The sequence below is a fragment of the Pelotomaculum sp. PtaB.Bin117 genome, assembly GCF_002067195.1.
In the GTDB taxonomy this organism is placed as follows: domain Bacteria; phylum Bacillota; class Desulfotomaculia; order Desulfotomaculales; family Pelotomaculaceae; genus Pelotomaculum_D; species Pelotomaculum_D terephthalicicum.
Map to the genome: position 1 here is coordinate 26,104 of NZ_MVQM01000091.1, position 13,399 is coordinate 39,502.

The window sequence follows — 13,399 nt, forward strand, 5'->3', positions numbered from 1 at the left end:
GTCCGGCAAGCCTGGTTAATATGCCCCGGAATCCGGGTCATACAAATCTTTTTCCGTAACCGGGTCCTTAAAAATGATATACGCCCAGATCTGGTAAGCAATTACAATGGGAATAAAGATGGCCACCACCAGCGTCATGATCTTCAAGGTATACGGACTGGCCGATGAATTAAAGGCCGTCAGGCTATACCTTGGGTCAAGACTTGACGGTATCAGGTTGGGAAACAGCCCGATGATCCCGGTGAAAGTGACCATTACAATCGTCACACAGGAGGAGAAAAAAGCCGCCACAGCCTTTTTCCCGGATATTAATATTTTCATACACAACAAAGCGAGTACGGCAGCGGCTGGAACCGCGAGCCAAGCCGGACTGCTCATAAAATTAGTATAAAGCTTCGTAGCAAAAGCGGTAAGAACCAGGAACCCCGCGGCTGCCAACAGCAGGAGCCACCACAGCTTTGCCGCAAGCGCCCGGGCTCTGGCTTCTAATGCTCCTTCCGTCTTGACGGTAATCCAGATGGCCGCGTGTTCCAGGAAAAGCAGCAAAAAGAGCAAGCCGGTCAGCAGGCCGTAAGGGTTCAACAGGGTCAGCAGATTCCCGTGGTAACCCCGGGCGTCCATCGGCAGGCCCTGAAAGATGTTGCCGAAGGCTACCCCAAAGAGCAAGGCCGGTACGAGGCTGCCCAGGAAGAGCGCCATGTCCCACGTCTTCCGCCAGGAATCCGAATCGACCTTGCCCCGGAATTCAAAGGACACGCCCCGGCCGATCAGAGCGAACAAAATGAGCAGAAGCGGCGCGTAAAGATAGCTGAACATGTAGGCGTACGCTGTGGGAAAAGCGGCAAACATCACGCCGCCGGCGGCGAGGAGCCAAACCTCGTTGCCGTCCCAAACCGGGCCGACGGTGTTGATGAGTATCCTTTTCTCCATCTCGCTTTTCCCGATAAAAGGGGCTAATATGCCCACTCCGAGGTCAAATCCGTCGAGCATGAAATAGACCGCCCAGAGCAGGCCCCACAGGCCAAACCAGAGTATCTGCAATTCCATTGCCAGCACCTTCCTTATACCGTTATTGTCCGGCCGGACGGCACGCTGTGCCCCATCTCTTCCGCCGGGCCATTTTTCGAGAACCTCACCAGCAAATAAATGTCGGCCACTGCCAATAAGCCGTAGAAAATTGCAAACCCTGCCAGAGATGCAGTCACCTGTGCTGCCGTGATATTTTTAGAAACCGCGTCGGATGTTTTCATCAGGCCGTAAACAATCCACGGCTGCCGGCCTACTTCCGCCACCAGCCAGCCCAGCTGACAAGCTATATAGGGAAGCGGTATGGAAAAAAGCATGATTTTCAGGAACCAGGTTTTTTTCTCCAGCGTTTCCTTTCTGGCAAAAACATACCCAAGTGCGGACAGGAGAATAAACAGCGCGGTCAGCCCTACCATTAACCTGAAACTGACAAAGGTCAGGGTCACGGGCGGTCGTTCGCTGGCCGGAAAATCTTTTAATCCCTGCACCGCAGCGTGCGGGTCGTGCGTGGCCAGCATGCTCAGCATGTTGGGCAACGGCAGGATTTCCATTGTGTTTCGTTCTGTCGCCTCGTCCGGTATGGCGAATATATAGATGGGTGCACCTTGCCGGGTTTCCCAGAGGGTCTCCATCGCAGCAAACTTGGTGGGCTGGGTTCTGGCCACCTCCCGGGCGTGCCAATCCCCGACGGCAACTTCCGCCAGACAGGCCATTAGGGCAAAGGCAGCGGCAATTCGAAACGATTTTTTAAAAAATTCCAGGTGATTTTTCTTCAAAATATGGTAAGCGGACACTCCCATTACGAAGAATGCTCCCACCAGGTAGCCGCCCAGTACGGTGTGCAGAAATTTTGACCAGGCGTAGCCGGATAGCACCACCGCGGCAAAATCCACCAGTTCCGCCCGCCCGTTGTTGATGACATAACCCACCGGATGCTGCATCCAGGCATTGGCGGTGAGAATCCACAGCGCCGACAGGCTGGAGCCGGCGGCCACCATCCAGGCGGCAACGGCATGAACTTTTTTCGATATCTTCTTCCAGCCAAAAATCCAGATTCCCATGAATGTAGACTCCAGGAAGAAGGCTACCGAAGCCTCAATGGCCAGGGGAGCGCCGAATATATCCCCAACGTAGCGGGAATACTCGGCCCAGTTAGTGCCGAACTGGAATTCCAGAGTAATCCCGGTGACCACTCCCAAGGCGAAGTTGATCAGGAACAGCTTGCCCCAGAACTTGGTCATTTTGAGGTATTGTATATTTCCGGTCCTGACGTAATTGGTTTCCATCACAGCGACAATGATAGAAAGACCCAAGGTTAGCGGCACGAAAAGAAAGTGAAACATGGCCGTAATCGCAAATTGCAACCTCGCCAGTAAAAGCGCATCCATGTTTTCTGTCCCCCCTTTTACTCAATTTAATAAAAGCCTCCATTTCTAATGACGTGTCAAAATGCTCTTCTTTTCTTTTCCCTTAAAGAGATTATAAAACCTATTTAGTGGTTCTTGCTATTCTCCACAGGACCAAATTATTTCAATAAAAAAAGACAGCTTATTATCTCCTGAAGATAATAAGCTGTCCAGCAATACCCAATATTTCAATTATTTACTAAAGTCGCCCAACAATTTACACATTTTAAGCGCTGCCGCTAAAACCAGTTTTGCTACAAATTGGTCAATAGGTACTCTGATTCCCGGCTGGATTCAAGTTTATTTCTATCTTATTATATATTTCAACAAAGATCTGAGAAGTGTTAATAGCATCAAATATTGCTCTATGCCAGATATTATGTTTAGGTTCAGTATTCATCATTTTAAGAGCATTTTCTAAAGATATCTGATTAGACAAGTGATAAATATTAATAAATTTTTTTTGAATATCATAATAATTCTTTAATAAATCATACTCAAACTCATTCATATTATTTATTTTAAAATTTCTTTCAAATGTAATTAGATCATCAATACCCCATCCACATAAAACGAATTCTTCCTCGCCGATCCATTTCCTAAATTCTTTTATCACATAGGGCAATTGTTTTGCATTATCGATCCATTCTTGCTTTATTCTTGTTTTTTTCTTAATTAGTTTGCTTATCGTTGGATACAGTTTCGGCTTAATAAAGGATTGAAAATCATTAACCAATTCCATATCAGAATTTATTTTCACCGCGCCAATTTCAATAATTTCATGTATTCTGGTTCCCCATTTATTATTCATTTCCAGATCGAAAACAATATAATTCATTATTGCCTCCCTAATTCATACTACATTATTATTATACCATAAATATTTGTGGTACAATTAAAAGGAAAATCGAAGGAGGTTTTTTCTTGGCGTCCAGCAGCATGTTTAGAAATATAGCCATAATAGCCCACGTTGATCATGGAAAGACTACTTTGATTGACGCCCTGCTCAGACAGAGCGGTATTTTCAGGGCAAACCAGCAGGTGGCCGAAAGGGTAATGGATTCATTTGATCTGGAAAAAGAACGCGGCATTACCATCCTGGCCAAGAATACCGCAGTACGGTACGGCGACATCAAGATAAACATAGTGGATACCCCGGGGCATTCCGATTTTGGCGGCGAGGTTGAGCGGGTCTTAAAAATGGTTAACGGTGTCCTGCTGCTGGTGGATGCTTTTGAGGGGACTATGCCCCAGACCAGGTTCGTCCTGCGCAAGGCGCTGCAATTAAATCTGAAGCCCATTGTTGTTATAAATAAGGTGGACCGGACAGATTCCCGCGTTTCTGAGGTGGTGGACGATGTGCTGGAGCTTTTTATCGACCTTGAGGCGAATGATGAAATGCTTGATTTTCCGATCGTCTACGCATCGGCCAAAGAAGGGACCGCCACCACCGACCTGGCTGTCCCGGCGCAAAATATGCAGCCTCTGTTCGAAGCCATAGTCAAATATATAGCTCCTCCGCCCGGCGACGCCGGCGGTCCGCTACAACTACTGATCAACAACACGGAGTACGACAACTTCGTGGGACGCATGGGGCTGGGCTGCGTCAAGCGCGGCAAGATAGCCGCCGGCCAGCAGGTAAGCGTGATTGGACACGACGGCGTGTCGCGTCAGGGCCGCATCGGGAATCTATATGTTTATGAAGGATTGGAGAGGGTGCAGGTTAATGAGGCGCCCTGCGGCGAGATTGTGGCTTTTTCCGGCCTGGCTGATATCAAGATCGGGGAAACGGTGGCCTGCCAGGAGCGCCCGGAGCAGCTGGAGCCCATTACAGTGGACGAACCAACCCTGAAGATGACATTTATGGTTAACGACAGTCCTTTCGCCGGCCAGGACGGCAAGCACCTGACTTCCCGCCATCTGAGGGCCCGGCTGTTCAAAGAGATGGAGAAAAACGTCAGCCTGCGGGTGGCGGAAACCGACAGTCCGGATGTTTTTCAAGTCAGCGGCCGTGGTGAGCTGCACCTGTCGATTTTAATTGAGACCATGCGCCGGGAAGGTTACGAAATGCAGGTCTCCAAGCCAGAGGTGATTTACCGGTGGGACGCGGGCCGGCTGACGGAACCAGTCGAACTTTTAACGATAGATATTCCCGAAGATAAGACAGGCGTGATCATGGAACTTGTAGGGGCCAGAAAAGGAGAAATGGTAAATATGACCTCACTTGGCCAGGACCAGCTCCGGCTGGAGTTTAAAATACCGGCCAGAGGGCTTATCGGCCTGCGCTCCCAATTGCTGTCCGAAACGAGAGGCCACGGGGTGATGAGTCATATTTTCATGGACTACGAGCCGTATAAAGGTGACATCAAGGGGCGCTACCAGGGGGTGCTGATCGCTTTTGAATCAGGTGAGGCCAGTCTGTATGGCCTGCATTCCGCGCAGGACCGCGGCGTCTTGTTTGTTTCTCCCGGGACAAAGGTTTATGAGGGTATGATAGTGGGGGAGCACTCCCGGGAACAAGATATTGAAGTTAATGTTTGCAAAAAAAAACACTTGACCAACATCCGGTCCAGCACCGCCGAGGCCGCCATGCGTCTGGACGAACCCAGGCAGTTCAGCCTGGAAGAAGCGCTGGAGTATACCAGCGGTGACGAGTTGCTGGAGATCACCCCAAAGAGCTTACGGTTACGCAAGAGAGTTCTCAGCAAGCACGATCGCCAGAAAAGCATAAAAGGCTATCGGTCTCTATAAACAATTAAGTTCGCTCTTTTGAACTAGAAATTTTTGCGCTTTAGTCTGAATCCATTTTTTCTAGAGAATTTAGCTATAGCTAGGAAGCAATCAGGCGCTCCATATACGATCCTGTATATTTTCGATGCGGCTCATATTCAAGGTTATTCGAAACTGGGGTACTACCTCTACCAGGAGGAAGCACTCCCGCGGTAGGAGTAGTACCCCACACAATTTACTTCATAAAATATACGAGAGAATCCGTGCTACCTTAGTATCAAAGCAAACTAAGGTAACGAACTGATGGTAAAGTTAGCATCGCTCAGGTCGTAAACGTTTGTATCGGTGTTGCTGGTGATTCTGATCTGGTAGTCGTTACCGGCTGTCTGGCTGCCGGGAATTGTCCAGCTGTATGTGCCGGATTCCGGGCTGACGCTACTGGCTATGACTTTCTGAAATACGCCGCCTTTGTATAGGGACAGCCTGGCGTCTGTGGGACATCCTTCCCCGGCGTAAGTCCAGGTGATTTGTTTGGTGGCTCCCGCCAGCCAGTTCTCGCCGCCATTGGGGCTGGTGAGGGTGATTGGCTTGCTGATGGTGAAGGCGGCGTCGCTCAGATCGTAAACGTTTGTGTCGCTGTTGCTGGTGATCCTGATCTGGTAGTCGTTACCGGCTGCCTGGCTGCCGGGGATTGTCCAGCTGTATGTCCTTGATTCCGGCGTGACGCTCCCTGCTATGACTTTCTGAAATACGCCGCCCTTGTATAGGGACAGCCTGGCGTCTGTCGGACATCCTTCCCCAGCGTAGCTCCAGGTGATTTGTTTGGTTGCTCCCGCCGGCCAGTTCTCACCGCCGTTGGGGATGGTGAGGGTGAAACCGCTTGTATGCTCCCCGACTGTTGTAAAAGTAAAGACATAATCATTTTCCATAGAATTGCCGGCTCTATCTTTTACAGTACCAGCGGGGACATAAACCGCGTAAGTTACACTGCTGCTAAAGTCACTTATGGGATCAATAGTGAGCATGTCTTCGTTAATACTGTATATATAGTTGACTACTGAATTGTCAGTGGTATCTCTGATGTTGATATCTTTGAAGTATACGTCCTCAACTACCGTTTCGGAAAAGGTAACGTATACAGATGCGCTTACGGATACATCGGTGGCGCCATCAGCAGGATTAGTATTCTTAACAGTTGGCGGGGTCGTATCCGATGATGAATGGTGGCTGACACTGAGCATGTTGCCCCCGGGATCATATGTATAGTCTATCTTTTGGCCATTTTGGTAGGTTACTGAGGTTAAGCGGTTAAGGGCATCATAAGTATAAACTGCCGCACTTGCATGTAAAGATACAGATAGAAAAATGAGCAGTAAAAAAACTATCATTTTTACGCAAGAACTGGATTTTAACATTTTTTCACCCCTTTAGTTGTTTGTTAACAATTGAATTTTATGTTTTTCATGACGTTTACACTTGGTGAAAAGAGTATCCGTGAAACCGTTGGCTACAAAAATGTTTTAAAACGTTCGGAGACAATGATATATCGCTTAAACTCCTCGTATGGTTTTGCCGTCCCCTTAGCCACATCAATCACAGCATCGGTTTTATTAATAAATTTACCTATTATACCAGCCCAACCAACAAACGGTATCATCGACCCTGCCGACAGTGCAGCGTTTGGATAATCCCCTCTGGCGGTATATATATCAAAGCGTTTGCTGCATCAGCGGCCTCACCGACGCCTGGAATAAGACCTGCAACATCTAAAGCCAGTTGCGTTCCATTCAGAACAGAAGTCCCAATACTACTTCCTCTATTTTCACACAACCCCAAAGGGTCAACCGACAACACTGGATTTCCCTGCACATATGTATACCGGTTCAGGCTCATGGGTGTCCTGTATGTTGCCTATGAGCACATCCCGGTTCATAAACCGCATGATCTCCGGGTTGTAATAGCGGGTGCGGGGGACAATGAACCTGTCCCCTTGCCCTTCATACCAATCCCCAAAAAGGCCAGCAGGCTTTTGCAGCTTTGCTGATCTTCCACTTATCCACTCGAACGGTTTACTTGAGTTAGTTTAATTTTACGTCCACTCCTCAGGAGTCCAACCCTCTGCTAGCCTTTCAATTAGCAAGGTATCATTCCATATCCCCCACGGCGACAGTTTTTTTTGATCCTTAGTTAGCTCCTTGATAATAACTCGTCGCCAAGTATCATACTCTACGATGTACCAGCAAATCAGGTTACCGTTTTTATCTACGTTTTTTGACCGCATTTGTCTTGGCAATTCTAGGTCTTGTGGTAAGCTGTAATTTCCGATAAACTGTACAATCCCTTTCTTGAATGCTGCTTTTAGCGGAAAGTGAACAAAATATACTTCTTTTGCCGCTGCTATTGCTATCATGTTCCGAGGTTTATCTAAATACAAGCCGGGAAGAATCCTTATTAGCTCGCCAATTGTTTTGTTGCTATAAATGTATTGAAAATAACCTTTACCTTTAGAGGTAGCTATTTCGAATACATCTCCTATTTGTATTTTTTTCATTTTTTTCACTCCACGTAACCAATTGATTTTAGTAATTCGTAACCTCTTTCTAGTTGCTGTGCATAGCTGGGGTTTGAAGTAGCAATACTGTTTATTTTGTTCATTAATGTTCCACCGTTCTTTTGCAAAACATGCGTTTCGATTAAAGCTTGTTCTACGGCCCTTGCATCGCTCCTACTTAGTCCTGACATTAGAGGTTCAATATTAATTCCTTTGATCCGTAATTGCTCAGCAGCTCGGCGCGCTACATCATCTGTTATACCAACATATTGTGCAACATCATCAGCGTTTCTAGAGGTATATACAATAGTCTTGCCAGCTTTACCCGCCCCCCTAGCTACATCAATCACAGCATCGGTTTTATTAATAAATTTACCTGTTGTACCAGCCCAACCAACGAACGGTATCATCGACCCTGCCGATAGTGTAGCGTTTGGATAATCCCCTCTGGCGGTATATATCAAAGCGTTTGCTGCATCAGCGGCCTCACCGACGCCTGGAATAAGACCTGCAACATCTAAAGCCAGTTGCGTTCCATTCAGAATAGAAGTCCCAATACTACTTCCTCTATTTTCACATAACCCCAAAGGATCAACCGACAACACCGGATTTCCCTGCACATAAGCATACCGGTTTAGGCTCAGGGTGTCCTCTACGCTGCCGATGAGCACATCCCGGTTCATAAACCGCATGATCTCCGGGTTGTAATAGCGGGCGCGCATGTAGTAGAGGCCGTTGGCGTCAGTTATTACCCCGTCCCTTCCATTATACAGGAATGGCGTGGAGCTGTTACCCGAAATTCTTTGCAACTCTCCATAAGGCCCGTACTGGAACTTGTCAGTAATGGTTCCACTAATATTGCTTAAAGCTACCGTACTGCCTCTTAAGTCATAATGGTAGGACTTATAGGTGTCGCCGGATTCTTCGCCAATGAGTCCCAGTCCATACACATAGTAAGTGTTAATCCCGTTGGGATCGGTTTTTACCAGCACCTGGCTCAAGGCGGTGTTGGGGTTGATCACATACCTGGTCTGCTGGCCGCCGATGGTCGAGGCAATCCGCTGGTTTTCGGCATCGTAGGTGTTATAGGTGCTCCCTACCACGGTCAAGCGGTTGCAGCTATCATAAGTGAAGCTTTGCATGGTTCCCTGTAACGGACCGGTAGTCATGTTGCCGTCCGCGTCATAGTTAACCGCGTCTCCATTATAGGTGGCCAGGCGGTTGTCGGTGGTGTAGGTTATGGTTACGTTGCTCAGGTTAAAATCCTGCTGGATATTTTGACTGTATTCGGTGGTGATATTGCCGCCGGCATCATAGACCCAGTCGTACTGGTTGATGACGGCATTGTTTCTGTCGATATCTTTTAGCTGAGTGATGCGCCCGCTATCGTCATAGCGCCTGGTTTCAATAGAACCGTCCGGCCTGTTGGTTTGGGTCAATCTCCCGTTGGGATCATAGTTATAGGTGGTGGTTCTATTTGCCCAATCGGTTACACTGGTTAAGCGGTTAGTTGGATCATATGTGTAGTTGACTTGTTTGCCGTCGGGATAAGTCAATCTGGTCAAATTACCCACCTGGTCATAGGCATATTGGATGTTATTACCTCTGTTATCGGTATAACCGGTAATACGGTTTAAGGTGTCGTATACCCTGGTAATGGCACCGCTGGCGTCGATTACGGTGAGGATGTTGCCGTTATTGTCATAAGTATATGAGATGGTCCCGTCCGGGTCGGTCCTGCTGGTGAGTCTGCCGGCATCATCATACTGGCAGGTGCTGGTTTGGTTCCGACCGTTGGTGCAGCCGGCCAAGTAGCCTAATATATTGTAAGCGTACTGCTGGGAGCCGGTGGGGGATGAGACGCTGGTTAGTCTGTCTGCCAGGTCGTAGGTAAAGCTCAAGGTGTTGTTAGACGGGTCGAGCAATGTGGTACGGTTACCGTCACTGTCAAATTGCTGGCTGGCTGTGGCATTCATGGGGTCAGTAGTCTGGGTCAAGCGGCCCAAGTCGTCATAGACAAACTGGGTGTTCTGGTTCAATGGGTTGGTGCTGCTGATTAGGCGGCTCAGGTTGTCGTATTGGTTGGTGGTGCTATTGTCTAAAGCATCGCTTATGGTTAAGGGGTTATGCAGGATGTCGTAGCTGATGGTGGCTATTTTTTTGTTTAAGGCGTCGTATTTTCCGGTAATGTTATCTACCGCGTCATATTCAATCCTGCTGGTATTGCCCAGGGGATCGGTTATGGATATTTGTCTACCTTTGGCGTCATAGGCTACTGTTGTTGTATTGCCCCTGGCATCGGTGATCCCGGTGATCCGTCCTTCGGGATCGTATTGGTATCGCGTGGTATTGCCGAGAGCGTCAATGATATTGGTCAGATTGAGGTTGGCGTCATAAGCGTAGGTGGTGGTGTTGCCCCTGGCGTCGGTTTTGGTGAGCAGCTTGCCGTTGCTGTCATAGGTAAAGCTGGTTGTATGGTTTAATGGATTTCTGGTCTGGATGATGTTGTTTCTGGCATTATAGGTGATGGTGCTGGTCTTATTGGCGGCATTGGTGACGGCTGTTACCCGGCCGGCGTTATCGTAGGTATAGGTGAGGGTTATTCCAGCCGGATCGGTGACGGTTTTAAGCATCCCGTTTTCGTAGGTATAGGTGGTCTGGCCTCCCCTGGGGGCGGTCTTGCCGGTTAGCAAGCCATTGGTGTCGTAGCTATAATTAGTGGTGTGATTTAACGCGTCGGTGGTGGAAGTGAGGTTGTTATTGGTATCATAGGTATAGGTGGTGGTTTTGTTGTCGGCATTGGTGATGCTGGTCAGGTTGTTTTTATTATCATAAGTTATGGTGGTAGTATGATTGGCAGGGTCGGTAATGGTTAGCAGGTTGCCCCGGCTGTCATAGGTCATGATGGATGTATAGCCGGCCGCGTCGGTGACACTGGTGCGGTTGCCGTCGTTGTCATAGGTGTAGGCGGTGGTGTTACCCAGTTCGTCTATTACTTGTTCCAGTTCATATTTGAGGTTGTGGATGTATTGTTTACTCTGGCCGTTTCTACCAATGATAGTGGTTATTAATTTTTCGGGCTGACTCAAGGCATCGTATTGAAGGGTGCTGGTTTGGTCCAAGCCGTCTTTTTGTTGTACTACTCTTCCCTGTGCATCATAGATATCATAGAATACTTGTTTGCCTTCTCCATCAGTTTCTGATTGAATCCGGTTGTCTGCATCATAGGTAAAGCTTGTGGTTTTATTATCGGGATAGGTAATGCCGGTGAGGTTATGACTGGAATCGTAGGTCAATGTTATCTGCTGGCTCAGGCTGTCGGTTATGCCGGCTATGAGGCTGCCGGTGTTGTAGGTAAGGTTCAGGCTTCTTCCCGACAGCGGCTCGCTGATGGTTTGCAGCCGGTTGGAACCGTCATAGGAAAGGTTGATTGACTGGCCGTGCCCATTGAGAATTTGCGTCAGCTTCCCTGAAGTATTGAATCTGTAGACGCTCTGGTCTTTGCGGGTCAGGTCATAGCTACCATCGGTATTTTTAACCAACAGGTCCACTCTGCAGGCTTGGTCAGAGGAGGTATACTGGTTGTTTCCCGCAGGGTTGAAGGTGTTGCAGCGGTTGGCGGTCCAGTGTAGTTTAACGCTGTCGTCCTGCTGTGGATCAAGCCAGGTCTCGTAGTTATGCCCCCAGCCTTTACCTAAAGGGCCTTTGGCCAGCATCAAGGAGTTATAGTTCAGGTTAAAGGTGATGGGTATAGCGCCGTCAACTCTGGTTAGTACTTCTTGGACCATGTGCGCACCGGTAGCTGCGTCTATGGGTTCTAGCACCAGTGATTGTTGCCTTTGCCCAGGCTCATATGTCTGGTAATAGCTTTGGGCATCCTCGGAGATGGTTGATGTTTCAATAAAACTGAGTTTCGAAATACATGCAGAACCAGAACAATTGGTAATGCCATTGAAAGTTGTATCATATGCGCCTGAGGTGACCGGATAATCGGCAGAAAGTGTATCTCCACCCACGTAAACATTCTCAATATTGTCTATCGCTAAAGAATTTAAATTATCATAACTACTTCCTCCAATCAAAGTTGAAGCTAAAAGCGTTCTCAGGTTAGTATCAAGCTTTGAGATAAAGCCATCTTCCAAGCCATTAAAAGTTGTGTCATAGGCCCCTTCAGTGGTTGGAAAGTCAGCCGACCCAGTAAACCCTGCAACGTAGACATTACCTTTGTCATCTATTTCAAAAGATGTCGTACATTCCTGGCTACTTCCGCCGATAAAAGTAGATGCTAAAAGAGTGTCAAGTTGAGCATCAAGTTTTGAAACGAAGCTATCTCCATAAAAAAACCCGCCATTACAAGATGTATCATATGCTCCGGTAGTAGTAGGATAATCAGTAGAGCTTGTACTTCCTGCCAAGTAAACATTACCAGCGCCATCAATAGATACATCAGCACTTCTTTCCGAATTATTTCCGCCGATGAAGGTAGAGGCTAAAAGATTATGCAGTCCCGAGTCAAATCTTGAAATAAAACAATCTCCATATAGATTATAAGATGTATCGTACGCTCCGCCAGTTGTGGGGTAGTCGGTGGACCCTTTATGACCTGCAATACAGATATTACCAGTGCCATCTATTGCTATATCTGTAATGTTATCACTGGTGTCACTTCCACCGATTAAGGTGGAGGACAAAAGAGAAGTCAGATTAGAGTCAAGCTTTGAAACAAAACCATCTCCCCCCCAATCACCATTAGGCGATGTATCAAACGCCCCGGCGGTAGTTGGATAATCGTAGCCCGTATATCCCGCCACGTAAACGTTTCCTTCATGATCTATCGCTAAAGCAGTAATTTCATCATCTGTGCATCCACCGATTAAAGTGGATGCCAATAGAGTGCTCAGGCTAGGGTCTAGCTTTGAGATAAAACTATCAGATATTCCGCTCTCTCCATAATGATAAGTTGTATCATATGCCCCGGTGGTTATAGGAAAGGTAATGGGCAATTCATAAGGATATCCATCGTATGTGATAGTTCCAGCAATATATATATTTCCTCCATCGTCTATTGCTAAAGAAGCAATGTAATCCCCCAAATTGCTCCCAATATAAGTGGCCACCATTAGGTTGCTAAGACTGGCATCAAACTTTGCGACAAAGCCATCGACACCATAAGTATAGTTTGTATCATATGCCCCTGCGGTTACAGGAAAGTCGGAGCATGTCGATCCCGCCACATAGATATTCCCAGCATCATCCAATTTAATAGAACTGATGGTATCACAAACTCCGAGGAAAGTAGTAGCAAGCAAGGGGTCAATGACTAAAGGAACTTTTTTATCATAATTACCCACTGTAAAACCATACGTGTTCTCTTCTATATGATAAGTCACCTTTACATATTCTCTTTTACCGCCCTTATCCTGATAAGCTATGGGACTGGTAAAAGATACCACACCAAGTCCGGTCCCTACCTCTAATTCTCCTTTATCATTTACATTGAGCGAGTTAGCGCCTTCCAACCTGAGTTTTATTAAATTAACTTCCGCACCAGGACGTACGGTAAAAACCTTCTCAACATTTTTTCCGTTTACCCTAAGCTCCATGTTGTTTCCGCTAGCCTAAAATGGCCGAAAGCTGACGGTATTGCCTGTCCGGAACTTGCTGGATATAATGACCATATTACAGC

At 47.4% G+C, this 13,399-nt stretch carries 7 protein-coding genes; 1 reads left to right on the forward strand and 6 read right to left on the reverse strand.

Going from position 1 to position 13,399, the window contains the following annotated elements:
• Window positions 1-15: 15 nt before the first annotated feature.
• From cydB to A4E54_RS06135, 3 genes are all read right to left on the reverse strand, one after another.
• Window positions 16-1,047: a cytochrome d ubiquinol oxidase subunit II gene (cydB, locus tag A4E54_RS06125; RefSeq protein WP_240083718.1), complete on the reverse strand. Its 1,032-nt coding sequence runs from the start codon at window positions 1,045-1,047 to the stop codon at window positions 16-18.
• A gap of 14 nt (window positions 1,048-1,061) precedes the next feature.
• A complete protein-coding gene (locus A4E54_RS06130) occupies window positions 1,062-2,414 on the reverse strand; it encodes a cytochrome ubiquinol oxidase subunit I (protein ID WP_240083719.1) in 1,353 nt (450 codons plus the stop codon).
• Window positions 2,415-2,697: 283 nt separating this feature from the next.
• The gene (locus tag A4E54_RS06135; protein ID WP_240083720.1) at window positions 2,698-3,270 is read right to left on the reverse strand and encodes a 3'-5' exonuclease; all 573 of its coding nucleotides are present in this window, start codon (window positions 3,268-3,270) and stop codon (window positions 2,698-2,700) included.
• Between the two features lie 101 nt (window positions 3,271-3,371).
• Here A4E54_RS06135 and typA point away from each other — a divergent pair, with 101 nt between their 5' ends.
• Window positions 3,372-5,183: a translational GTPase TypA gene (typA, locus tag A4E54_RS06140; RefSeq protein ID WP_286725060.1), complete on the forward strand. Its 1,812-nt coding sequence runs from the start codon at window positions 3,372-3,374 to the stop codon at window positions 5,181-5,183.
• Between the two features lie 266 nt (window positions 5,184-5,449).
• On the opposite strand, the gene A4E54_RS06145 is transcribed toward typA, so the two are convergent.
• The 3 genes from A4E54_RS06145 to A4E54_RS06155 all read right to left on the reverse strand — a co-directional run bounded on the left by A4E54_RS06145 (window position 5,450) and on the right by A4E54_RS06155 (window position 13,316).
• The gene (locus A4E54_RS06145; protein WP_240083721.1) at window positions 5,450-6,577 is read right to left on the reverse strand and encodes a Ser-Thr-rich GPI-anchored membrane family protein; all 1,128 of its coding nucleotides are present in this window, start codon (window positions 6,575-6,577) and stop codon (window positions 5,450-5,452) included.
• A gap of 674 nt (window positions 6,578-7,251) precedes the next feature.
• On the reverse strand, window positions 7,252-7,713 hold the full coding sequence (locus tag A4E54_RS06150; protein WP_240083723.1) for a hypothetical protein: 462 nt from the start codon (window positions 7,711-7,713) through the stop codon (window positions 7,252-7,254).
• Window positions 7,714-7,718: 5 nt separating this feature from the next.
• Window positions 7,719-13,316, reverse strand: coding sequence for a DUF7948 domain-containing protein (locus A4E54_RS06155; protein WP_240083724.1), 5,598 nt, complete (start codon window positions 13,314-13,316; stop codon window positions 7,719-7,721).
• Window positions 13,317-13,399: the final 83 nt, after the last annotated feature.

Coding starts and splice junctions, on each gene's coding strand:
- cydB (WP_240083718.1), bottom strand. CDS start 1,047: ATGGAATTGCAGATACTCTGGTTTGGCCTGTGGGGCCTGCTCTGGGCG.
- A4E54_RS06130 (WP_240083719.1), bottom strand. CDS start 2,414: ATGGATGCGCTTTTACTGGCGAGGTTGCAATTTGCGATTACGGCCATG.
- A4E54_RS06135 (WP_240083720.1), bottom strand. CDS start 3,270: ATGAATTATATTGTTTTCGATCTGGAAATGAATAATAAATGGGGAACC.
- typA (WP_286725060.1), top strand. CDS start 3,372: ATGTTTAGAAATATAGCCATAATAGCCCACGTTGATCATGGAAAGACT.
- A4E54_RS06145 (WP_240083721.1), bottom strand. CDS start 6,577: ATGTTAAAATCCAGTTCTTGCGTAAAAATGATAGTTTTTTTACTGCTC.
- A4E54_RS06150 (WP_240083723.1), bottom strand. CDS start 7,713: ATGAAAAAAATACAAATAGGAGATGTATTCGAAATAGCTACCTCTAAA.
- A4E54_RS06155 (WP_240083724.1), bottom strand. CDS start 13,316: ATGGAGCTTAGGGTAAACGGAAAAAATGTTGAGAAGGTTTTTACCGTA.